The organism is Pantoea sp. USMM079 (assembly GCF_037153115.1).
Taxonomy (GTDB): domain Bacteria; phylum Pseudomonadota; class Gammaproteobacteria; order Enterobacterales; family Enterobacteriaceae; genus Pantoea; species Pantoea communis.
Genome location: NZ_JBBCKX010000006.1, coordinates 1 through 23,864, shown reverse-complemented (window position 1 = coordinate 23,864; position 23,864 = coordinate 1). Strand labels below are relative to the sequence as shown.

The window sequence follows — 23,864 nt, the reverse complement described above, 5'->3', positions numbered from 1 at the left end:
GCAGCCAGAAGACAATGGACGGCAATGATCATCGATATAGTTGTTACCACTTCAATACTATAACAACATTGCAACCTTCGCTTTGCGCGTCAGCCCGCGATTTTGGCGCAACACAAAACTCTGCTATGATGCCTGTCCGCAGTTGATTAGCGCGATTCGCTCACTACGCTTATTGCATAAAAATTCATCTAAATGCATAATAATTTATCTGCTGCTGGCCTGTTGCCTGCTGCACCCCTCTTTTATTGGTAGCTTATGCGAAACCCATCAAAACAAGACGACTTGATCAAAGCGTTCAAAGCGTTATTAAAAGAAGAAAAATTCAGCTCTCAGGGCGAAATCGTACAGGCGCTGCAGGAAGACGGCTTCGAGAACATCAACCAGTCAAAAGTTTCTCGTATGCTGACAAAGTTTGGTGCCGTGCGCACCCGTAATGCCAAAATGGAAATGGTTTATTGTTTGCCAGCCGAACTTGGCGTGCCGACCACCACCAGCCCATTGAAGAATCTGGTGCTGGATATCGATTACAACGATGCCTTAGTGGTGATTCACACCAGCCCGGGTGCTGCGCAGCTGATTGCACGCCTGCTGGATTCACTCGGTAAAGCGGAAGGCATTCTCGGTACTATCGCGGGGGATGACACCATCTTTATTACCCCTGCGCGTAGTTTCTCCGTAAAACAGCTGCACGATGCCGTGCTGGTTTTATTCGAACAGGAACTATAAAACCCTGGTCTTAACCGGCAGATCATCTGCCGGTAACATCCTTCCTGACGATCCGTTACCCGCCACGCTTGTTACAAAATCCTTTTTTAATAATAAGTTATCGATATAGCTGCCGGTTCTGCATCCGACGAAATATTGGTACGACCTTTTCCCCTTCTTAACCATTCGCGCTATTTTACACTGCTTCACATATTGTGCTCAGTGGTTATAGCTTCTTATGGCGTATCAGCCAGCGGGATCGACCATGATCTTTCGCACGAAAAGATAATTTGATGCAGATCATTGTTTTTACGAATAAATAACAGCCAATGGTTAAGAATTAACCGGTTTTAATAACTTCCAGTTCTAAAAAGGTGCCATAAGGATAAAGAATAACAACCAAACATTATTAGCCAGATATTAATTTCATGGGTGATTAGATCTATACTTGTTTTCGTGATGCAAATCACACGAAAGAAAAAGATAAAAACAGAAGACGAGGAAAAATACCATGAACGTTAAAACTACTATCGCAACCCTGAGTGTTCTATCTGTCCTGTCATTTGGTGCTTTTGCAGCAGATTCTATCAATGCCCAACAAGCAGCGAATCTGCAACCTGCCGGCACCATCAGTGTGAGCGGCGTGGGCGGTTCTCCGATGGATATCCATGAGCAGCTGAATGCGAAAGCCGATCAGGAAGGTGCTAAAGCCTACCGTGTGATCGAAGCGAATACCGGCGACAGCTATCACGCCACCGCTGAGCTTTATAAATAAGTTGACTGAACAAGACGCAGTGTGAACGGCGACCCGTTTGAGACGCATTTGCCTCTCAGGTTGCCAAACCCCATTTCAGGAGAGTGAATCATGAAAACCAAATTAGCTATCGCCATCGTAGGTCTGGCTTCCGTGTTGTCTTTCGGTGCCAGTGCTGCCAGCCTGGTTTCTAACGAACAAGCCGAGCAACTGCAACCGTTGAATCAAACCATCAGCGTAAGCGGTGTTGACGGTGATCAGACCAACGTCCGTCAGGAACTGTCGCAGAAAGCCGATGCTCAGGGTGCCAGCCATTACCGCATCATTGAGAATAATCGTGGCGACACCTTCCACGTGACTGCAGAACTGTACAAATAAGACTACATCGAACGTCGGGCGCCTGAACGGCGCCAGACAATTGATCGACGACCCGCCTCACCCACCTTTTGCCGCAGGTTGTTGATTACAACGAGGAGAAAAAATCATGAAAATCAAAGCAACCATCGCAGCCGCCAGCCTTCTTTCCTTGTTTGCCTTTGGTGCATCAGCAGCCCAACTGGTAACGGATGAGCAGGCGCAAAATCTGCAACCTACCGGCAGCACTATCACCATCAGCGGTACCGGCGGTTCGCCAATGGATTACCGTTCTGAGCTTTCTCAGAAAGCCGATGCACAAGGTGCCAGTGCTTATAAAGTGATTGAAGCGAAAACCGGCGATAGCTATCACGTGACCGCCGAGCTGTATAAATAATTCCTCGTCAATTCTGACGAACCCTTTGGCCCCGCTCGCCGGGGCCCTTTTTCGGCTTGTCACTTCACATTAAAGCGGAGCTGGCCTTCCAGCTCCTCTTCTGCTTCATCAAACAGCAGGATTAATGCGCCATACCGGCGTTTCTGCCCTGTCCCCAGATTCACAAACTCAATTTCCAGCGGAAGCGGCAACTGCTCTCCCAGGATCGCATCCCAGAGATCGTCAAGATCGCTGATGGCGAGATCCGCCAGCGCAAAACGATCGCTGAACTGGCGATAGAAATGGGCTTGATCGACGATTTCGTCAAAATCAAAACGCTCGGTTCTCATCGTGATTCCCTCTTGCAGGCAGGGCCGCCCGTCAGGCAAGCCCACCAATATGCAGCGCTTTCACTTCCAGGTAATCTTCCATTCCCAGCACCGATCCTTCACGTCCCAAACCGGACTCTTTTACACCGCCAAACGGTGCCAGTTCAGTGGAGACGGCGCACTCATTAATGCCAATCATCCCGGCCTCCAGCGCCGCCGAGACGCGGAACACCCGTTGCAGATTTTGCGTATAGAAATAGGCGGCTAATCCGTATTCCGTGTTATTGGCGCGCTGAATGACATCGGCTTCATCATCAAAGCGGAAGCAGGCGGCGACCGGACCAAAGGTCTCTTCCTGGGCCAGCTTCATCCCCTCATGCGCCTCGGCAATCACCGTCGGCTGCCAGAAGTTGCCTCCCAGCGGATGACGCTCGCCGCCAATCAGCAACTTACCGCCTTTGCTCAGCGCATCCTTAACGTGCTCTTCTACTTTTTCCAGCGCCGACTGCTCGATCAGCGGGCCGACTATCACGCCTTCCTCTACGCCATTACCCACTTTCAGCTTGCCCACGGCAACGGCCAGTTGATTGACGAAACGATCGTAGACCGCGTTGTGTACATAGAAACGATTCACGCTGACACAGACCTGGCCCGCATTGCGGAATTTGTTGGCTATTGCGCCCTGTACCGCCGCCTCAATATCCGCATCCTCAAACACGATATAAGGCGCATTGCCACCCAGCTCCATCGAGACTTTCTTCATGGTGTCCGCGGCGTTGCGCATCAGCGTTTTGCCCACGGCGGTCGACCCGGTAAACGAGATTTTACGCACCGCCTGGCTGGCCATAATGGCGTCGCTGATGGCATGGGTATCGCCCGCCACCGCATTCAATACGCCGTCGGGTACGCCCGCTTCCTGCGCCAGCGCGACTAACGCAAAGGCACACAGCGGGGTGTTGTTCGCCGGTTTGATGATGCCGGTGCAGCCTGCTGCCAGCGCCGGGCCAAGCTTGCGTGTCAGCATCGCCATCGGGAAATTCCACGGCGTGATAGCCGCCACCACACCAATCGGTTCACGTGTTGCCAAAATGCGTGATCCGGGTTTCGCTGGCGGGATGATTTCGCCGTTGGCACGTTTAGCTTGCTCGGCAAACCATTGAATAAAGCTGGCGGCGTACTCGACTTCGCCTTCGGCTTCTTTCAGGGGTTTGCCCTGCTCGGCCGTCATCAGTTGCCCGAGCCAACTTTTGTTCTCAATGATCAGTTGATACCAGCGATTAAGAATCTCCGCGCGCTGTTTCGCGGTCCTATCACGCCATGCCGGAAAAGCCTGCTGAGCGGCAGCGATGGCCTGCTCGGTTTCCGCCTTACCCGCGCGTGCGACTTTTGCCAGCACTTCGCCGGTTGCCGGATTAGTGACGTCAAAGGTGGCACTGGCGTTGTGCCACTGGCCCGCAGCGAAATAGCCGGTTTTGAACAGCGCGTGTTGTTGTAGAGAGGTGGACATTATTCTTCTCCTGCTAGTTTGCATCCTGTCAGGAAAGTATAGATGCCAATATCATCGGGTTTTGTGTCAGCGTGGGATCAAAAAGGCCGCTGCAACGTGCAGCGGCCGATTTCAGATTTGGATGAGGGTGTTTTGGTATTTATCCAGCATCAACGAGAGCCGTTTCACCGGTTCGGTAACGCTCTCCGGTGCCGAATAGTGATGGAGCTTTTCCTGATAAATCTCCAGTTCCTTCAACAAACGCTCAAAGTAGTAGCGCCGCTTGTCATCGCTAGTGGCTGAAATCACGCGATCGGCGGTGTATCGCAACTGACGGTGATAAGCCGAAAGCTCCGCGTTAACCGGGACTTCAGCATTACGCAGTCGCTGATGACCGATAATCAGCGTCAGCGCGATGCGGTATTTGTCGATATCGCCGGGGAACAGATTGAGCAGCAGGAACAGCTGCTGATAGAGCGCGGGCAGATGATTCTCGCGACGGCGCGCCTGATTGGTGGTCAAGGCCGCCACAGCCGCATACATAAAGCGATTCAACAATTTACGGCCGGTACGTGCTTTGGATTTATCGCGAATCAGCAGAATCACCATCATCGCCACAAAGCTGCCGATCCACTGGCCCAACGCATTATCGAGGAAGACGTTGAACTCAAACTTCATCGGATTATCCAGCACCAGCACGTTGATGGTGCCAATCAACGCACCTAACGTACCAATCTGGCGTCGTTGCACGAAGATACCGCCGATAAACCCGAGTGCGCCAATCGCGATACACAACAACAACGCGCTTTGCTGGGTAGCTGGCAGGATATAGATGAAGTAGAGCATGCCGAGTGGTACGGCGAAGGCCATACCGTAGAAGAAGTCTTTCGCCATCATCAACGGATTCGGCATACGCATCGCCAGCGCGGTGATGACGGCCAGCATCACCATACAGCCACTGCCCGAAGTCCAGCCGGTATAGAGCCAAAACAGGGAGCCGAGCGCGGTCGCCACAAAGGTACGCACGCCGTTGATCATCGCATGATGGGTTTCCGCCGAACGTGCCTGAATCACCACTTCGCGCTGCAGGATGCTCTCTTCCAGCGTAGTGATACGGCTGTTGCTGCGCACACCATTAATCAGCAGCAAATACTCTGTTGCTGCGCCGACCCAACTTGCCACCGTCATCGGCACATTTTTGTTGCTGACGCTGATCAAACGACGCATCACCTTCATACGCTTATGCACGTCATCGACGTTATGGACGTCTTTCTCAATCAGCAGGCGATACTGCGTCGGAATATAATCCGGACGAGCGTTTTGAATCAGGAAGGTTTCAGCGGCTTGCGTAATTAACGTCAGCGACAGCGTATTCAGCATCTGTAACCGGCGGCTGGTATTTTTCCAGCGCGAAGATTCCATCAGCAATTGGCTGCGCATGCCGTTGAGTGCCGTGGTGCGACGTACCAGCGCGCTCCAGGTGCGATCCACCTCATCTTTATCCGCGTGGGCGACACACAGTTGCAGCAGTTTGTAATGCGCCACCAGCAGCGAATCGACTTCAGCATCAATCACTTTTTTGATCGAGCGCGGCGAAAACAGCATATCCGCAAGAATCGCACACAGAATCCCAATGACGATTTCACTGCAACGTTCAACGGCAAACTGCGGTGCCAGCGTTAAACCGCCACTGGCATCGGCAGTAATCACGATAATCAGTGCAGTGTAACCCGCCAGTCCCAATGCGTAAGAGTTCTCGACCTTAATCAGCGAAGAGAGCCAGACGCACATCCCCGCCCATAAACAGCACAGCAGCAGCATCACCACCGGTGCACGCACCGTGGCGATCATGATAGTGAGGGCGGCAATACAGCCAATAAATGTACCAATGATGCGCAGAATGCCGCGATAGCGCAGTGCGCCAGAATAGGGATCGCCCCCCGCAGCAAAGGCGGTACCGCCGGCAACAATGCCGGCGGTCATCACCGCCCAACGCGGCGTTTCCAGATTAAAGTGAAAGCCAATCATCAGCGCCGCAACCAGCGCAAATGTCAGCTTCACCGGGAAACGCAAAAACTCAATCATAACGCCCTCGCTTAACCAAACTCGCGCAGGCGGTTAAAGAACTGCGTCAACGGCGAGACTTTGGTCTGGCGATCTTTATCACCAGTGATCACCACCGTGGCGGTAGTGCCCGCCGGGAAGCGGTTGCCCGGTTGATCGTCAAGACGAATACGCACCGGTACGCGCTGTGCCAGTCGTACCCATTCGAGGTTGGAATCGATGGTCGCCATACCTTTGCTGTCCACGCTGCTGCTGCTGTTGGTCACGCCCGCCGCGATGCTGTCCACCGTGCCGCGCAAAACGGTATTACTGCCCAGCGGGGTGATTTCAGCGCGGAAGCCCGGACGCACGCCATCCAGCTTGGTCTCTTCCATATAAGCCAGCACATAGAATGAGTGCTGCTGTACCAATGCCACGGCAACGGAACCACGGGTGATGAACTCGCCCTGATAAACGTTCAGGTTAGTGACCCAGCCATCTGAAGGCGCTTTGATGGTGGTGCGATCCAGGTCGATCACCGCCAGATCGCGCGTTGCCACCGATTTTGCCAGCTGATGTTCGCTGGTTTGCAGATCGTTATTAGCCTGGTCGATGGCTTCACGCGACATGGCACTGGTGCCGAGTTGATTACGGCGCGCCGCTTCACGACGCTTTTCATTGACTAATGCCTGATAATATTCGACATCCGCCTGGGCTTCATCCAGCGCTTTCTGGTAGCGCGGGCGATCCACGACAAACAGCGTATCCCCCTGTTTCACCAGCTGGTTGTCGTGCACCGGCACGTCAGTGATAAGGCCGGTCACGTCCGGCGAGATCGCCACCACATCAGCGGAGAATTTGGCGTCACGCGTCCAGGGCGATTCGGTGTAGAACACCCAGGCGCGGAAGATGATCACGATTGCGATGATAACCAGCAGGATAGTAATCGCGTAACGCGCGATTTTTCTTATGAGCGCTTTCACTTAAAAACCTCAGACGAATAGACGGGATACAAGGTAAAACACGCAGCAATACAACGCTGTGTTAAAAAGTGCCGGATGCCACACCAGGTCATAAATTCCGCTGGGCGTCAGCACGCGTTTCACCAGCCAGAACAGCGCCAGAGAAACCAGTAGTTCAATGAAGATGGGCGGAAAACTCAGCCCGAATACGACAAATACCGGAAGCACACTCATTACGGTTCCTTAGTTCGACCTTGCCGGATTGCACCGATACCTGCCCTCATGCCGCATGGCACGTCGGGTTGAGAATCAGGGGATGATTGGGAGACTGATGGCAACATTCAGGCCGCGTTGAGCTAATGATAGCGTATCATCGTGTAAACACAGCCGTGTTAAGGTGCGGTGAACAGACCCAGCGTGCGTATAGTAACGCGCATAACTATACGTTTTCTACATATTGTGAGCTAAATCACTTTTTAGCCAGAGTAAACAATGGAACGACTTAAAGGCATGTCCATTTTCGCCAAAGTGGTTGAATTAGGTTCTTTTACCGCCGCGGCACGTCAGCTTCATCTTAGCGTTTCGTCAATCAGCCAAATTGTCGCCAAACTGGAAGATGAGTTGCAGGTCAAATTGTTAAATCGCAGCACCCGCAGTATTGGTCTGACCGAAGCAGGTAAGATCTACTATCAGGGCTGCCGCCGCATGCTGGCTGAAGCGTCTCAGGTGCACGAACAGCTTTATGCCTTTAATAATACGCCGATCGGTATTCTGCGTATCGGCTGCTCTTCCACCATGGCGCAAAACGTGTTGTCTGCAATGACCAGCGATATGCTGCGCGAATATCCTGGCCTGAGCGTCAATCTGGTTACCGGCATTCCCGCGCCAGATTTGATCGCTAACGGCTTGGATCTCGTAGTCCGCGTAGGCGCGTTGCAAGATTCAAACCTGTTCTCACGCCGACTGGGCGCGATGCCGATGGTGGTCTGTGCCGCAAAAAGTTATCTGGCACAGCATGGTACGCCAGACAAACCGGGTGAAATCGATAATTTTTCATGGCTGGAGTACAGCGTACGCCCGGATAACACCTTTGAACTGGTCGCGCCGGAAGGGTTGGTGACGCGGCTGACGCCACAAGGGCGCTTCGTGACTAATGATTCACAGACGCTGATTCGCTGGCTGAAAGCCGGTTGCGGCATCGCCTATGTCCCCCTGATGTGGGTGATTGATGAGATTAACGCCGGGGAGATCGATATTCTGTTCCCGCAATATCACTCAGAACCGCGTCCGGTGTATGCGCTCTATACCGAGAAAGACAAGATGCCGTTGAAGGTGCAGGTATGTATCGATTATCTGACCGAGTACTTTAAGCAGGTGGCGCAACAGTATCAGCAGCATCGTAAGAGTTAACGGTCTGGGCGCCATACAGGGTGTCCCTACGATGCGCGAAACGACTATTTGTAAGGTGCGCCATAGGGAAACTCAGACGGTTCGATAATCTGTAGAGTCCGCCATGCGAACATCGACTTACGGTCATTCGTAGAGGCCGCCGTGGAATCATCAGACTCCACGGCCATTCGAAATGGTGCGTCATGGGGACATCAGACTTTACTGTCATTCGGAAGGTGCGCATTGATGCGCACCAGCAATGATTATGCAGTTCCGCCGACGGTGATTTTATCCAGCTTCAGGGTTGGCTGGCCGACGCCGACCGGCACACTCTGCCCCTCTTTACCGCACACGCCAACGCCTTTATCCAGCGCCAGATCGTTACCAACCATTGAGATCTGCTGCATTGCTTCAATACCCGAACCAATCAGCGTGGCACCTTTCACCGGCGTGGTGACTTTGCCGTTTTCAATCAGATAGGCTTCTGAGGTTGAGAACACAAACTTGCCGGAGGTGATATCTACCTGACCGCCACCAAAGTTTGGTGCATAAATCCCGTACTCAACGCTGGAAATGATGTCCTGCGGCGTGGATTTACCTGCCAGCATATAGGTGTTGGTCATACGCGGCATCGGCAGATGCGCATAGGATTCACGACGCCCGTTACCGGTTGGCGGTACGCCCATCAGACGCGCGTTAAGCTTGTCCTGCATGTAGCCTTTGAGCACGCCGTTTTCGATCAGGACGTTATACTGGCCTGGCACGCCTTCGTCATCCACTGCCAGTGAGCCGCGCAGCCCTTCGATGGTGCCATCGTCAACCACGGTGCAGAGTTCAGAGGCCACCAGTTGCCCCATTTTTCCGCTGAAGACCGAAGTTTCACGACGATTGAAATCGCCTTCCAGACCATGACCGACTGCTTCATGCAGCAGCACGCCCGGCCAGCCAGCGCCCAATACCACCGGCAAGGTGCCCGCAGGCGCGGCCACGGCAGACAGGTTCACCAGCGCCAGACGCACCGCTTCACGCGCCCATGCATCGGCACGCACATCACCGTTTTCATCGGCATAGAAGAACTCATAACCGGTACGCGCGCCGCCGCCGCTGGAGCCGCGTTCACGTTTACCCTGATCTTCCACCTGCACGCTGATCGACAGACGCACCAGTGGGCGGATATCCGCAGCCAGCGTACCATCGGTCGCCGCCACCAGCACCTGCTCGTACACGCCAGTCAGGCTGGCATTGACTTCCTGCACGCGCGGATCGGCCGCACGTGCCACGGTATCAACACGATGCAGCAGTGCAATTTTGTCTTCGCGCGTCAGGCTGTCCAGCGGATTCACCGGCGCATATAGCGAACGGTTGATCACAGCTGAAAGTGTATGCGCTTTGCCATTGCCCTGCTCACGCACAATACTGCGCGCGGCTTCAGAAGACTGGCGCAGGGCGTTCAGGGTGATTTGGTCTGCGTAAGCGAAACCGGTTTTCTCACCACTGATAGCACGCACACCGACACCCTGGTCGATGTGGTAAGAACCATCTTTAATGATTTTGTCTTCCAGCACCCAGGATTCATGGAAACTGGACTGGAAGTAGAGGTCGGCATAATCCAGACGACGTTCTGAAAGCTGCCCTAACAGGGAAAAAAGGTCCTGCTGATTAATGCTGTTCGCAGCTAGTAACTGCTCACTTACCAGATTCAGAGTCATCGTTTCTCACTCATTATGTGCTCGGATAGTCATAGCCTGCGGCAATTCCCCGACGGCGTCAAATTCACTTCTTGTCGTCTTCGCGCGGTTTGCGCAGCACTTCATTGATTTCCGGTTTATCCAACGGTCCGCTAATGTGATAACGCAGTAGCGAGATCTTATTCCACAGCGGGCCCAATACTTTACTGGCGGCAAATACGGCGGCCCCGATCACCGGGTTGACCACAAAGGCCGTCGCCACCCCCACCGAAGCGGAGATCTCAGGGGCAACGACCGCTTCCATATCAATCTGGCGTTTTGCCAGGTCGATCTGCCCCTGCATGGCGATATCCGCTTCAAGGCCATCGACCAGCAGGTTATCCGTGTGCATCACACCGTTCTCGATCCACGCCGTGCCGTTAATTGAATCGAAATAGAAGCCTTCACTGAAGGTGTCACTGAAATCGAAGCGCAGCTTGCGCAGCAAGGCGTCAAAACTCATCAGGCGTAACAACTGCCCCGCACGCCCGGTGTTCACATCCGCAATCTGGCCTTTGCCAAAATGGGTTTTCAGCGTGCCGCTCAACGTTTCCGCTGAAGGCTGCCACGGTGCGGAACGCCAGTGCAGGTCATAATCCACGTTAAACGGGGCGTCACGAAGTGGGGTATTCATCCCAAACCAGTTAACGGCATCATTGATGTTTTTACCGCTCAGACTTCCTTTTAATGAGGTACGCTGATTGCCCGGCTTATTGACCCATTCTCCGTTGATCTTCAGCTTCGCACTGCCGGAATCCACGCTACCGTTAGTAAGTGCTAACGTATCTCCCTGCGGCTGTAATCTGGCCTGCATATGTCCAAACTTCTGCCCGCGCAGCCAGCACTCATCACAGTTTAGCTGCATCGCTGGCCAGTTACTGAAGTCTACTGTGCTGCTGTTGTCACCCAACGGCGAGGCGTTGTTGTCGCTGCTGTTCGCCCATTCTGGATTGTAGTAAAGATAGCTAAGGTCGATTTGCCATGGCGCATGCTGTGCGGTTTGCAAACTGCCTAGCGCTTCGCGGCTTTCCAGCTGGAGTTGTGTGTTGCCGGTCGGCCCTTGCGTGACGGTGGCATTAACGTCATGCCACTGCTGGCCACCGAGCATAAGTGCCGGTGTCCGCAGAGTTACATCGCCTGGTAACAGCGCGCCGCCGACTTCCGTTTCGCCCTGAGCATTACGCGAACCACTGCTTCCCGCCAATAGCCCCATCCAGGCTTCACCATCCAGCGGCGGTAAATTGAGTTCCATCCCGCGTTTTTCTGGCAGCTTCGGCGTGCTTTTCGCATCGTTGAGCCAGATGCCGCGATCCACGCGCAGCTGAGGTTCGAGAATCCAGCGGCTGTTAAAACGGTTATGCTCGCGCACGCTGCCGCTTAGCGTAAATCCTTTCAGGTCACCGGTGGCGTTAATGGCGATCGGCATCGCTTCGCCCGCCTGCTTATCCAGTGGCGAAGGTAAGTGACTACTTACTGTTTTTGCATCGCCCTGCAAATCGACTTTATAGGTCGCGCCCCCTTTGTGTGGCAGCGTGATGTCGACATTGCCCTGCCACGGCAGACTGCCGCTCAATTGACTGCTAACGCTGGTCGGCAACACTTTCAGTTTCGACGGCTGCCAGTCGCCCAGCAGCTTCACATTGACACCGAAGTTGTCAGGGTTTTCGGTAGTGGTAAAACTGACGCCAGTGGGCTGACCAAACCAGTTGGCCTGCATCTCTTCACTTTCGAGATTGCCGTTGTTGTAACGGAAACGTCCGGTGAGGTTTTCCAGCGTGGTGTTTAACGGCTTAATGTGCAGGCTGTTATTGTTCATCACCACATTACCGCTGGCATGTACCAATTCACCATCCAGCGGAATATCGAGATTCAATGAACCGCGCACATTGCCACCGATTTGCAACTGCTGCAGTGCCGCGCCCAACGTCGATTTCAGAGGCGTCTGTTCGAAGTAATCGGCAATCTGCTTGCCCTGACCGCTAAGATCGCCATTAATAATCAACTTCTCTTTGAGATAGTCGGGGATCACCGCGCTGACGTTACGCGCATCCACTTCTCCCAATTTGGTTTTCTCGGCTTTCATCCACAGGCCGTCGTTAACAAAATCGAGGTCGATATCGAGGTTTTCCAGCGCGGGCCAACCGGGCTGGAACTGGAAGGTGGATTGACGCAGCGGCACCCATACTTCAAACATGCCGTCATTGTGCTTAAACGGGAACAGGCTGGGATTACCGGCGAACAACAGCGTGGCATTGTCCACCTTCCCGCCTTTGATCGACTCGCTGAGGAAATGGGTCAGATCATGGCCCATTAGCGGTTCCGGGAAGTAGCGCCAGGCATCACCCGCATCGGTGACGCGAATGCCCGCCAGAATATTCAGCTGTGGCGCTTTGCCGATATTCTGCTGATAGCGGAAATCACCGCGCGCCCACAGGGAACGTGCCTGAACATCAAGATTCTGACCGTCCAGCGTCAGGCCGCTGGCATCGCGCTGCCAGTTCAGTTTGCCAGTGATCTGTTGAATTTGCAGTGGCGCCTGGAACATGTCGCCATAAGGCACTTCCGCTTGTCCCATCGCCACATCCAACCGACCGTTACTCACGCTGCCGCTGGCGGTACCGTTTAGATTGCTGATCCCTGGCAACAGCTCCCAATGCTGCCACGCCAGGTTGCGCCATTTGGCTTGCAGGCGGGTTTGTTCGGGCTGATTGAGCGGAATATCCAGCGCCAGCGCATCGATGTTGCCGCGCGGCTGCAATGCACGCCAGTTATCCAGTAACGCAGGGGATAAGGGTTTGAACAGCGGCACCAACGGTGCCAGACGCTCCAGATCCAGTTGCGTGGCACGCACACGCACCTCCGCACCACTGTTGGCGCCCAGCATCTGCTGGTCTTCCGGCTTCCACAGCAATGAGAAGTGTCCCGGTGCCCAGGCGATGCCATCGGTGCTGAGTCGGGTTTGCGGGACGGACAAACTCCAGCCATTTTGGAAACGCGCCAGATGCGCGGTTAAGCCATCAACCTGCAGTTGGTGATCGCCCTGTTCGCCGCGCCAGCGTGCACCGCCTTTACTGAGCAACAGGTCACCGGCGTAGACATCGCCATCACGCAGATTCACCCATGCCGCCAGGCTGAAACGGGCACTTTCGAGGCTGGTGTTGTCGCGCAGCCACGGACCGATCCACGGACGCACATCGACGTCATCCGCTTGCATCCAGATGCGGCCATCGTTGAGTAATCCGTTGGTATCGTTGAGATCGAGTCGCACCTGCACTACACCATGCTGACCGGTAAAGCTGGAGAGATTGACTTCCCCTTCCGCACGGTGACGCGTGCTTTCGTTGAGCCAGGTCAGGCGCGGAATCGCCAGCTCAGCGTGCTGGCCAGAGGGCGTGAGAAAACGGATGCTGCTATCACGCAGATCAAAGTGGTCAAACTGGCGCAGAAACAGATCGTTGATTTGCGCCGGCTTAAAGCTGTTTTTTTGTTGATCGCTGGTGAGCAGTGGATGATTGGTTTCGAGACGCAGTTGCCAGAAGGTAAGATCACGGAACTGCCAGCGCCAGTGCAGCAGCGATTGCCAGACGTTAAGCGCCAGATTTACGCGGCCAATGGTGAGTTTGCCATCTTCCGGCATCACAACGTTGAGATTACGCACCTGCAGGGTTGGGCCGAAGTTCTCCCATTTACCCTGCAGCTCGCTGGCATCCACCGTCACTCCGCTGACGCGTGAAATCGTCTGCAGTATGTCGCTGCGATAGCTGTTGAGATGCGGCATAACGAGGCGCAACCCGCTGACCAGCAGCGCCACAATAACGATGATTGCGGCGAGCAGCAGTAACAAAATCCTCGGCAACCGCCTCACACACCTCTCCTTGCTACCCGTTGAATAACGGCGTTCAACCTCACGACTTACATCATGACGACGTCAAACTGCTCCTGAGTATAGAGCGGCTCAACATGGACTTTAACCTGCTTACCGACAAAGATTTCCACTTCAGCCAGCGCATGTGACTCTTCGCTTTTTAATGCTTCACCCACCGCCGGGGAAACGTAAACGAGGAAGCGATCCGAATCATAAGCATGATGTACACGCACGATTTCGCGCATGATTTCGTAGCAGACCGTTTCGACCGTTTTCAGCGTGCCGCGCCCTTTGCATACCGGGCAATCGGCACAGAGCACATGTTCAATACTTTCACGCGTACGCTTGCGCGTCATTTCCACCAGACCGAGCGCCGAGAAGCCGTTGATACCGGTTTTCACTCGATCTTTGCTCAGCGCACTTTCCAGCGAATGCAGTACGCGGCGACGATGGTCGTCATTACTCATGTCGATAAAATCGATGATGATAATGCCGCCCAAATTGCGCAGACGCAGTTGGCGAGCAATCGCCTGTGTGGCTTCAATGTTGGTGTTGAAGATGGTTTCGTCGAGATTACGATGCCCAACAAATGCACCGGTATTGATATCGACGGTGGTCATGGCTTCGGTTTGATCGATGATCAGATAGCCGCCCGACTTGAGTTCAACCTTGCGCTCCAGAGAGCGCTGGATTTCATTCTCAACATCAAACAGATCGAAGATTGGCTGTTTGCCGCTGTACAGCTCCAGCTTGCTGGCCATTTCCGGGATATATTCGCCGGTAAATTCCACCAGCAGATCGCAGGTCAGACGTGAATCAACGCGAATACGATCCAGCGCTGCGCCGGCAAAGTCGCGCAACACGCGCTGTGCCAGCGCTAATTCACCGTACAGCAGACAGCGCGTCTGATTACGTTTTTTGCGCTCGCTGACTTTGGTCCACAGACGCTTGAGGAAGGCGGCATCCTGCGCCAGATCTTCCTCACAGATGCCTTCGGCAGCAGTACGAATAATGAAGCCGCCGAGGTCGTCGCAGTAGGCGGAAACGACCGCTTTCAGGCGATCACGCTCCGCTTCGCTTTCAATACGCTGGGAAACACCCACATGCGATGCGCCTGGCATAAACACCAGATAACGTGAAGGCAGCGTAATATCGGTGGTAAGGCGCGCGCCTTTGGTGCCGAGCGGATCTTTCACCACCTGCACCACTAAATCCTGGCCGGGGCGCACCAACTCGCTAATATCGCGTACGACGAAGTTTTTCTTCTCATCACCCGCCACGCATTCAGTGTGCGGCATGATGTCAGAAGCATGCAGAAAGGCGGCTTTATCCATGCCAATATCAACAAACGCGGCCTGCATGCCGGGCAACACGCGGCTAATGCGACCTTTATAGATATTCCCTACGATACCGCGCCGTGCTTCGCGCTCAATGTGAATTTCCTGCAGAATGCCGCCATCAATATAGGCAACACGGGTTTCAGAAGGTGTAACGTTAACCAGCAGCTCAGCCGTCATCTTGTCCCCTTAACGCACGCAGTGACTGAAAGTGGCTCAGCAACTCATTGGTTTCAACCAGCGGTAATCCCACTACGGCGTGATAGCTTCCATTAATCTTGCGGACAAAATTGCCGCCCAGACCCTGTATTCCGTACGCGCCGGCTTTGTCCATCGGCTCGCCGCTGGCAATATAGTGCGAGATTTCTTCTGCCGTGATATTGCGGAATGTCACGTCAGTGGTGACAAGGCAATCCAGCTCGCGTGCACTGTCAGCCAGCGCGACGGCGGTCATCACCTGATGCGTTTGCCCGGAGAGTTGACTCAACATCTGCGCTGCGTGTGCAGCATCGCGCGGCTTTTCCAGCACGTCATTGTTGAGTACCACGATGGTATCTGCACCCAGCACCGGTAAATCCTGCGGCGCGACCGCCACGCCAGCTCGCGCTTTGTCCAAAGCCAGACGGCGAACATACACTTCCGCCGCTTCTTCTGGCTGGCGCTGCTCTTCAACGTCGGTAATCAGACGTTCAAACTGCAGACCCAATTGCGTGAGCAGTTCACGTCGACGCGGTGAACCGGATGCGAGATACAGGCTTATCATAGTCTTCCTTACTGAACAGCGAACTGACGGCGAATCTTTCTCATTAATAAGAATAGCCAGGGCCATAGAATGCCGTCGACCACACTGCTCCAGAAGATTTCCGGGCGGAATGAGACGTTGATGACCAGGAATTCAGCCCAGAAAACAATGACATCCACCGCGAGCGACAGCACCATAACCATTAATGCCTGCTGCCACAACGCCAGATTTCGGAATAGCTGAAATTTGAAGGCCACCAGATACGCGATGATGCTGAACGCCAGCGCGCGCACCCCCAGCGTCGAACCGGCCACCAGGTCCATCACGGCCCCTAAAAAGAAGCCTGTACCAACATTAACCCGGTGCGGTAATGCCAGAACCCAGTAAACCAGGATCAACAAAAGCCATGAAGGCCGGAACATGTAGATTTGTTCCGGCCAGGGCATGATTTGCAGAATGAGGGCAATCAGAAAGGACAGCCAGATAACCCATCGGCCCTGGCTGCGATATCGACTCAAGGCTGGCCTCCGCGTGTGTTCGCTGGGATCCCTTGCGAACGACTGCTGTTAGCGGGTGCCGGCGGCCCCATTTGCTGCGTAGGCTGCATCATATCCGGTGCCGGTGGGCCCATTTCGCCTGCTGGCGGCAAGACCTGCGGCATCATCTGCATCAGACGCTCATTCGCCACGCGGTGAACTTCATCTGGTGCCATTGGCATGTCGCCATTCTTATCCGCGCCCCACAACAGCAGCAGGTAACGCAGACGTTGCAGGCCTGCCGTCGGATGCGCCTGAATCACGGTGTAGGCACGTTGGGTATCGACTTTCACGGAAGAGACCACGCCAACCGGGTAGCCTTCAGGGAAACGCCCGCCGAGGCCTGACGTCACCAGCACATCGCCGACACGAATGTCGGTGTTGCCCGGCAGATGTTCCAGCTGCAAATCTTCACTGCAGCCGTTACCCGCCGCAATCACGCGAATATCATTACGTAACACCTGAATCGGCAACGCATGCGAAGCATCACAAATCAGCAGTACACGGCTGGTCACCTGACCCACAGCCACCACCTGACCCACTACACCTTTATCACTGATCACCGGCTGGCCTTCGTAAACACCGTTTACGCTGCCTTTATCGATAACCACCTGATCGGTATACGGATCGGTGCCGGTTGAAATCACCTGGGTCACCATCTTGTGCTCATCCTGACGCAGCGGCGAGCCGAGCAGCTCACGCAGACGTGCGTTTTCCTGCTTGTATTGCCCCAGCATCAGCAGGTCACTGTTTTTCAGGAAGAGCTCACGGCGCAGCGCTTTGTTTTCCAGCTCGAGCTGCTGGCGTGAAGCCAGCGTTTCTGAGACGCCGTCAAGAAGCTGTCGCGGCCCATTGGCCAGAAAATAAAATGGACTTACCGACGTGTCCAGGTAGTTGCGGATCTGGGAGAAGGAGCTCACGCGGCTGTCTGCGATAATAATCGCGATAGCCACAATGACTGCCAGAAAGAGACGCAACTGCAGGGAAGGCCCCCTGCTAAAAATCGGCTTCATAAATTCTGCGTGTTCCTCGACATCAGGGAAGAAGCGCCAGTCTTATGACTAACGCCTCCAGGGCTGGACGCATCTCGCCGTCGTGCGCAGCGTCGATAGGCGCGACTCCCTGCGCAATTTGACCACGGTCTCAGCCGATGAGGATTTACTCCTCGCTGAACAAATCGCCGCCGTGCATGTCGATCATTTCCAACGCTTTACCACCGCCGCGCGCGACGCAGGTCAGCGGGTCCTCTGCAACGACAACCGGAATACCGGTTTCTTCCATCAGCAGACGATCCAGATTGCGCAGCAATGCGCCACCACCGGTCAGCACCATGCCGCGCTCGGAGATATCAGAAGCCAGTTCTGGTGGGCACTGTTCCAGCGCGACCATCACTGCACTCACGATACCGGTCAACGGCTCTTGCAGCGCTTCGAGGATTTCATTGGAGTTCAGGGTAAAGCCACGCGGTACACCTTCAGCCAGGTTACGACCACGTACTTCAATTTCGTGTACTTCATCACCCGGATAGGCAGAACCAATGCCGTGCTTGATACGTTCCGCAGTGGCTTCACCAATCAGTGAACCGTAGTTGCGGCGCACATAGTTAATGATAGCTTCATCGAAGCGATCACCACCGATACGTACAGAAGAAGAGTAGACCACGCCGTTCAGGGAGATAACGGCCACTTCAGTGGTACCACCACCGATATCCACCACCATCGAACCGGTTGCTTCAGATACCGGCAGGCCTGCACCAATTGCGGCAGCCATCGGCTCTTCAATCAGAAACACTTCGCGCGCGCCTGCACCTTGTGCAGATTCACGGATAGCACGGCGCTCAACCTGAGTGGCGCCAACCGGTACACAGACCAGCACACGTGGGCTTGGACGCATAAAGCTGTTGCTGTGCACTTGCTTAATGAAGTGCTGGAGCATTTTTTCAGTCACGAAGAAATCGGCGATCACGCCATCTTTCATAGGACGGATGGCCGCGATGTTGCCTGGAGTACGACCCAGCATCTGCTTGGCGTCATGACCTACGGCCGCAACGCTCTTTGGCGAACCGGCACGATCCTGACGAATGGCAACCACGGAAGGCTCGTTCAGCACGATGCCTTGTCCTTTTACGTAAATCAGGGTATTCGCGGTACCCAGGTCAATGGACAAGTCATTGGAAAACATGCCACGAAATTTTTTAAACATACTAAGGGATAATCCTGCAAGCTGGGGGCGGAAAATAAAATCCGCCTACTTTACCAACCACGCGAAGCCGCTACAAGGCGCAAAAACGTTCTGCTTCGGTGAAAAAATACGCTGAATAATTTTTTGGGCCGATTCGCTTATCCCTGGCCGCCGTTAAATAGCGCTAAGCCGCCCTATTAAACGTAAATTCCCCCTCAATCACCGGGCGAATTTCGACATAAAATCTAACATTTCCAGCCATCATAAGCGCGGACGTAATCCACTAAAGGGCAGAAAAAGGCCCCTCAGCGCCACTTTACTGGCTGAAGACCTAAATTCGATAACGTTGTGAATGTTTTTTCACGTTACTGTTCACCGGCAATGATGGGGCAAAGAAGTCGCCCTGCCCACCTGCCACGCCCAGATTCGCCAGCGTTTGCCACTCCGCGCGCGTGCGCACGCCTGCAGCAAAAACTTGTGTCGAGGTGGATTTGCACACTTCCAGTAAACTTTGCACAAATAACTGGTTTTCAGTACGACGTTCAATATTACGTACCAGCCCCGGATCGAGTTTGATCACTTCGATTGGGAACTGCTTGATATAAGCACTGCTCACCACGGTCATGCCCGCCTGATCCACCGCCACACGGCAACCAAACGCGGTCAACATTTGGAAAACCGGCACTAAGCGATTGATGTGTTGACAAACATCAGCCTCAGCAAGTTCAAATAAAAAACGTTTTCTTTGCGATTTTGTACATTGCAGCAAAAGCTTTTGCAGCCAGCGCTGGAATGGACGCTGTAATAAGGAGTCAATATTGACGGGTAAAGCCAGCGTTTCATCAGGCCACACTTCAGAGAGGGCCGCAATTCGCGTCACCAGTTGGCGATCCCAACTGTCGGTCAAACCCAGTTGCAGCACCAGTGGCATAAACTCGGCCGACACCACTTCTTTGTCGCCATCGAACACGCGCGCCAGCATTTCACGGTGGTGCACTTTGCCATCCAGCAACACAGCCGGTTTTTGGTAAAGACGTGGGCCGCCGCGATTAAGCGTGTTTTCCAGCAGCGTTCGCCAGCGCACACTACCACGTCCCATGTCTAAGGTATTGCCTTCACCGACTGACCAACTGTTACCGCCCTGCAAGGCGGCACGACGGGTCGCCATCTCGACATTTTCCATCACCTGCGGCACGGTTTCTCCGCTGCGCCAGGCGCTGATGCCAATGTGGATTAAATCATCGCGATCGACCATACGCATCGGCGGCAATGAGTCGACCGCGTTGATCAACTGATCGGCGATACTGTTGGCCTCTTTGAGCGTGCGGTGCGGCAATAACACGGCAAAATCGCTGCGGAAGTAGCGTGCCAGTAAAGCGCCTGGATATCGCAGAACAAATGTCGACAGCATATTAATCAGGTCAAACAGGTATTCATCCACCAGCGTTTGGCCCAGCGTTTCATGCAGCGTGTCGAGATCGGGCAGGCGCACCATCATCACCACGCCATGCGTGCCCACATCTTCCTGATCTTCCAGCAGCGTGGCTAACTGGTTATCGAAGAACAGGCGGTTATTCAGGCCGGTGCGTGAATCCTGTGCGGCAAACGTACGGATAAGCGTATCAATGCGCAAGCGCTGCTCGCCCGCTTCCTGAAGATCGTTAAGCAAAGTGTCAATGGCGCGACTGGCTTTTGGCGGCCATTCGGCATAATGGCCGACGTAGGGCACGCGCTCACCCGCCAGAATACGCTCGGAGCGAGCTTCTAAACGCTCCATGTGCTGCCAGCGACGATTGATCCAGCGATGCGTCATCACCAGTAAAGCCGACATAATCGCCACCACGCTGAGCAGGACAATCAGCGTATAGGCACCGGTAAAGGAACGGAACCAGGTTTTCGCAGGATCGAGTACCACTACACGCAGCTCAAGGCCGGGAGAGTGCACTAACGGAAGATCGAACTGAATAAAACGATTCGGCTCATCTTCGAGCATAGGATTTTCATGGCGAGCGAGTTGAAACACCACGGTATTGCCGTTATGCATCTCAATCTGTTCCGCATTGATCACCGGCATGATGCGCGTCAACCACTGCGTCAGTTCTTGTGGCGATTGCGTTGTCAGCGCTTTATCGACTTCGGTCGCTAGCGTATTGACGCGTGTTTCAACGCGCTGTTGCGATAGCCAGATAAAACTAAAAGCGCAGCCGACCAGCATCAATAACATTGCCAGTAAGCTTAATAATGTAATAAACGCAGAAAACTTAGTTGTTAATCGCATCCCTGTGCCTGTATCACTGCGGTTCTAAACGGTCGCCATCCGACGGCGCCAACCTGCTCATTGGCGTAAACCTGAGCAAAATAGCACAAAACATCGTCTGAATCAGCGCCAGACGCGCATCAAATTAGGCGGTGCGCCATGCTAATCGGACCTGCGGCGCGAGTATAGCCGCAAAGTGTGATGGCTTGCGTTTCACACGGACTTTTTCGTCCTATTCTCAACAGAGCCCGCTTGCCAGGAAATTTCATATTTTTCCGGGCAAAGTGGCGTGTCCAGCGCGAGTTGATCATGCTGAGTACAACACCACCTTTTTCGCCGGAGAATGCCATGAAGCTGAAGCAATACCTTACCGAATCCGACGTGACGCCCGAGAGCATCTTTAATATGCGCCGCCGTCAGGTGTTGAAAGCGCTGGGATTAGGCGCCGCTGCGGCAAGTTTACCCGGCGCGGCGCAGGCAGATGTGCTGAGCTGGTTTAAAGGCAATGACCGTCCACCTGCCCCCGCAGGTCGCGATCTGCAATTTACCAAACCCGCGCAGTATCAGGCCGATCTGCCGATGACACCGTTTGACAAGGTTTCTGGCTATAACAACTTTTATGAGTTTGGTCTGGATAAGGCCGATCCAGCTGCCAACGCCGGCACGCTGAAAACTGAGCCCTGGCAGTTGCGCATTGAAGGTGAAGTGGCGAAACCGATCACGCTGGATATGGACGACATCTTTAAACGTTTTGCCATGGAGCAGCGTATTTATCGCATGCGCTGTGTTGAAGCGTGGTCGATGGTGATCCCCTGGGTGGGCTTTGAGCTGAATAAATTACTCAAACTGGCTGAACCCACCAGCAATGCCCGCTTTGTCGCCTTTCAGACGTTATATGCTCCGGACCAGATGCCAGGTCAGAAAGATCGCTTTATTGGCGGTGGGCTGGATTATCCGTATGTGGAAGGGTTGCGTCTTGATGAAGCGATGCACCCTCTCACACTATTAAGCACCGGCGTGTACGGTAAAGCGCTGCCGCCACAGAATGGCGCCCCGATTCGCCTGACGGTGCCGTGGAAATACGGTTTCAAGGGCATCAAATCCATCGTTAAAATCACCCTGACGCGCGACCAGCCTCCTACCACATGGAACCAAATCGCCAATAACGAATATGGATTTTATGCCAACGTTAACCCCCATGTGAATCACCCGCGCTGGTCGCAGGCCACCGAGCGTTTTATTGGTTCCGGCGGCATTCTGAATGTCGAACGCCAGCCAACCCTGCTGTTTAACGGCTACGCTAAAGAGGTGGCTTCACTGTATCGCGGGCTCGATTTACGGGAGAATTACTGAGTGCGACTGACGTTACGCCATATCACCCTGTTAAAAGTGGTGCTGCATCTCGCGGCTTTCCTGCCGTTTGTGTATCTGTTTATGGCAGCCAGCCAGGGCTGGTTAAGTGCCGATCCGGCGAAAGATATCCAGCATTTTACCGGCAGAATGGCGTTAAAGTTGCTTCTGGCGACGCTGCTGGTGAGCCCACTCACGCGTTACCTGAAACAGCCTCTGCTGATTCGCACCCGCCGCCTGCTCGGCGTGTGGTGTTTTGCCTGGGCATGTTTGCATTTGACCAGCTATTACCTGCTGGAACTGGGTTATAACCACCTGCAACTGCTGGGTAGTGAGATCGTTTCACGTCCTTATCTGTTACTGGGTATGATCTGCTGGCTGGTGCTGTTTGCCCTCGCCATCACCTCATTTCAACGTGCCCAACGTAAGCTTGGCCGTCGCTGGCAAACCCTGCACAACGGCATCTATCTTGTCGCGATCCTCGCACCTATCCACTATCTTTGGTCGGTGAAAGTCTTCTCCCCGCAGCCCTGGATTTATGCGCTGGTGGCTTTAGTGCTGTTAGGTTGGCGTTACAATAAGTTGCGTAAACTTCTGCATCGATAATCCCCGCATGGTTGTCTTCCTGCTGTGAAATCTGATAAAAGGTGTGGCCTTCGGGCCGCATCCGATCAACTTCGCAGATAAGACCAGTATTTTGCTGCGAATTGCGACGAAACGGATATAATGCCCGGCTTTATTGCAAGCGAAGTCGTCTTTTTCACTCTCAGGAGTGACAAACGACAGATGTCGCGGTATTTTACGCGATGCCTTACTGATTGCAGGAGATAGCAGCAAGATGGCGCACGAATTTCACATACTGCTTTTAAACGGCCCCAACCTGAATTTGTTGGGAACGCGCGAGCCTGAGAAGTATGGGCACATCACGTTGGCAGAAATTGTCAGCGATTTGACCCAGCAGGCCGATCAGCATCATGTGAAATTGAGTCATTTGCAATCGAATGCAGAGTTTCAGTTGATTGATCGTATTCACGAGGCCCGTGGCAATGTGGATTACATCATCATCAACCCGGCTGCATTCACGCATACCAGCGTTGCACTGCGTGATGCCCTGTTGGCGGTTAGCATCCCTTTTATTGAGGTGCATCTCTCGAACGTGCATGCACGTGAGCCGTTCCGACATCACTCCTATCTTTCTGATGTATCTGCTGGCGTCATTTGTGGACTGGGCGCTGATGGATACTCATGGGCTTTACAAACGGCAGTAAAACGCCTGTCACATTCCAATTAAACAGAGTACGGAACCACACTCATGGATATTCGTAAAATTAAGAAACTGATCGAACTGGTTGAAGAGTCTGGCATCTCCGAGCTGGAAATCTCTGAAGGCGAAGAGTCAGTTCGTATCAGCCGTTCACCTGCGAACGCTGGCTATCCGGTCATGCAACAGGCTTATGCTGCGCCAGTGATG

The 23,864-nt window shown here is 53.9% G+C and carries 21 protein-coding genes and 1 pseudogene; 9 read left to right on the top strand and 13 right to left on the bottom strand.

What is annotated here, in order from left to right; all coding sequences use genetic code 11:
- The first annotated feature begins 255 nt into the window (after positions 1–255).
- From argR to yhcN (WFP70_RS10965), 4 genes are all read left to right on the top strand, one after another.
- Positions 256–726: a transcriptional regulator ArgR gene (argR, locus tag WFP70_RS10980; protein WP_034831131.1), complete on the top strand. Its 471-nt coding sequence runs from the start codon at positions 256–258 to the stop codon at positions 724–726.
- Positions 727–1,216: 490 nt separating this feature from the next.
- Positions 1,217–1,480, top strand: coding sequence for a peroxide/acid stress response protein YhcN (gene yhcN, locus WFP70_RS10975; RefSeq protein ID WP_337023447.1), 264 nt, complete (start codon positions 1,217–1,219; stop codon positions 1,478–1,480).
- Positions 1,481–1,570: 90 nt separating this feature from the next.
- Positions 1,571–1,837: a YdgH/BhsA/McbA-like domain containing protein gene (locus WFP70_RS10970; RefSeq protein WP_034831135.1), complete on the top strand. Its 267-nt coding sequence runs from the start codon at positions 1,571–1,573 to the stop codon at positions 1,835–1,837.
- A 106-nt stretch (positions 1,838–1,943) separates the two neighbouring features.
- The gene (gene yhcN, locus WFP70_RS10965) at positions 1,944–2,210 is read left to right on the top strand and encodes a peroxide/acid stress response protein YhcN (RefSeq protein ID WP_038644381.1); all 267 of its coding nucleotides are present in this window, start codon (positions 1,944–1,946) and stop codon (positions 2,208–2,210) included.
- 59 nt (positions 2,211–2,269) lie between these two features.
- Here yhcN (WFP70_RS10965) and WFP70_RS10960 read toward each other — a convergent pair whose 3' ends face one another.
- From WFP70_RS10960 to aaeX, 5 genes are all read right to left on the bottom strand, one after another.
- Complete coding sequence (locus WFP70_RS10960; RefSeq protein ID WP_034831139.1) at positions 2,270–2,539, bottom strand: barstar family protein; 270 nt, start codon at positions 2,537–2,539, stop codon at positions 2,270–2,272.
- A gap of 31 nt (positions 2,540–2,570) precedes the next feature.
- Positions 2,571–4,025, bottom strand: coding sequence for an NAD-dependent succinate-semialdehyde dehydrogenase (locus WFP70_RS10955; RefSeq protein ID WP_337023448.1), 1,455 nt, complete (start codon positions 4,023–4,025; stop codon positions 2,571–2,573).
- Between the two features lie 111 nt (positions 4,026–4,136).
- Positions 4,137–6,089 carry a p-hydroxybenzoic acid efflux pump subunit AaeB gene (gene aaeB, locus WFP70_RS10950; protein ID WP_058959561.1) on the bottom strand — a complete coding sequence of 651 codons (1,953 nt, stop codon included), beginning with the start codon at positions 6,087–6,089 and terminating at the stop codon, positions 4,137–4,139.
- Between the two features lie 11 nt (positions 6,090–6,100).
- On the bottom strand, positions 6,101–7,030 hold the full coding sequence (gene aaeA / locus WFP70_RS10945; RefSeq protein WP_058959562.1) for a p-hydroxybenzoic acid efflux pump subunit AaeA: 930 nt from the start codon (positions 7,028–7,030) through the stop codon (positions 6,101–6,103).
- Between the two features lie 9 nt (positions 7,031–7,039).
- Positions 7,040–7,243 (bottom strand): p-hydroxybenzoic acid efflux pump operon protein AaeX, encoded by a 204-nt coding sequence (aaeX, locus tag WFP70_RS10940; RefSeq protein WP_021508145.1) that lies wholly within the window; start codon positions 7,241–7,243, stop codon positions 7,040–7,042.
- Positions 7,244–7,501: 258 nt separating this feature from the next.
- Between aaeX and aaeR the strand changes: the two genes are divergently transcribed.
- Complete coding sequence (gene aaeR / locus WFP70_RS10935; RefSeq protein WP_038644372.1) at positions 7,502–8,419, top strand: HTH-type transcriptional activator AaeR; 918 nt, start codon at positions 7,502–7,504, stop codon at positions 8,417–8,419.
- Between the two features lie 242 nt (positions 8,420–8,661).
- Here the strand turns inward: aaeR and tldD are convergent, their stop codons facing one another.
- The 8 genes from tldD to csrD form a co-directional block, all read right to left on the bottom strand.
- A complete protein-coding gene (tldD, locus tag WFP70_RS10930) occupies positions 8,662–10,107 on the bottom strand; it encodes a metalloprotease TldD (RefSeq protein ID WP_038644371.1) in 1,446 nt (481 codons plus the stop codon).
- Between the two features lie 64 nt (positions 10,108–10,171).
- On the bottom strand, positions 10,172–13,990 hold the full coding sequence (gene yhdP, locus WFP70_RS10925; protein ID WP_337023449.1) for an AsmA2 domain-containing protein YhdP: 3,819 nt from the start codon (positions 13,988–13,990) through the stop codon (positions 10,172–10,174).
- 47 nt (positions 13,991–14,037) lie between these two features.
- A complete protein-coding gene (gene rng, locus WFP70_RS10920; protein WP_038644369.1) occupies positions 14,038–15,507 on the bottom strand; it encodes a ribonuclease G in 1,470 nt (489 codons plus the stop codon).
- Positions 15,497–16,090, bottom strand: a complete 594-nt coding sequence (locus tag WFP70_RS10915) for a Maf family protein (protein ID WP_034830874.1) — start codon at positions 16,088–16,090, stop codon at positions 15,497–15,499. Before WFP70_RS10915 ends, rng begins: the two co-directional genes overlap by 11 nt.
- An 8-nt stretch (positions 16,091–16,098) precedes the next feature.
- Positions 16,099–16,587: a rod shape-determining protein MreD gene (gene mreD / locus WFP70_RS10910; protein WP_034830875.1), complete on the bottom strand. Its 489-nt coding sequence runs from the start codon at positions 16,585–16,587 to the stop codon at positions 16,099–16,101.
- Positions 16,584–17,618 carry a rod shape-determining protein MreC gene (mreC, locus tag WFP70_RS10905; protein ID WP_034830877.1) on the bottom strand — a complete coding sequence of 345 codons (1,035 nt, stop codon included), beginning with the start codon at positions 17,616–17,618 and terminating at the stop codon, positions 16,584–16,586. The genes mreD and mreC overlap by 4 nt, the downstream gene beginning before the upstream one ends.
- Before the next feature lie 145 nt (positions 17,619–17,763).
- The gene (gene mreB, locus WFP70_RS10900; protein WP_007891976.1) at positions 17,764–18,807 is read right to left on the bottom strand and encodes a rod shape-determining protein MreB; all 1,044 of its coding nucleotides are present in this window, start codon (positions 18,805–18,807) and stop codon (positions 17,764–17,766) included.
- Between the two features lie 310 nt (positions 18,808–19,117).
- Positions 19,118–21,064 carry an RNase E specificity factor CsrD gene (csrD, locus tag WFP70_RS10895; protein WP_160834438.1) on the bottom strand — a complete coding sequence of 649 codons (1,947 nt, stop codon included), beginning with the start codon at positions 21,062–21,064 and terminating at the stop codon, positions 19,118–19,120.
- A 327-nt stretch (positions 21,065–21,391) separates the two neighbouring features.
- Here csrD and msrP point away from each other — a divergent pair, with 327 nt between their 5' ends.
- The 4 genes and pseudogenes from msrP to WFP70_RS10875 form a co-directional block, all read left to right on the top strand.
- Entirely contained in the window at positions 21,392–22,396 is a 1,005-nt protein-coding gene (gene msrP / locus WFP70_RS10890; protein WP_034831065.1) for a protein-methionine-sulfoxide reductase catalytic subunit MsrP, read from the top strand.
- A complete protein-coding gene (gene msrQ / locus WFP70_RS10885) occupies positions 22,397–22,999 on the top strand; it encodes a protein-methionine-sulfoxide reductase heme-binding subunit MsrQ (RefSeq protein ID WP_034831066.1) in 603 nt (200 codons plus the stop codon).
- A 232-nt stretch (positions 23,000–23,231) separates the two neighbouring features.
- The gene (aroQ, locus tag WFP70_RS10880; RefSeq protein WP_337023450.1) at positions 23,232–23,684 is read left to right on the top strand and encodes a type II 3-dehydroquinate dehydratase; all 453 of its coding nucleotides are present in this window, start codon (positions 23,232–23,234) and stop codon (positions 23,682–23,684) included.
- A 21-nt stretch (positions 23,685–23,705) separates the two neighbouring features.
- Positions 23,706–23,864 (top strand): annotated as a pseudogene (locus tag WFP70_RS10875) (acetyl-CoA carboxylase biotin carboxyl carrier protein); the annotation flags it as partial.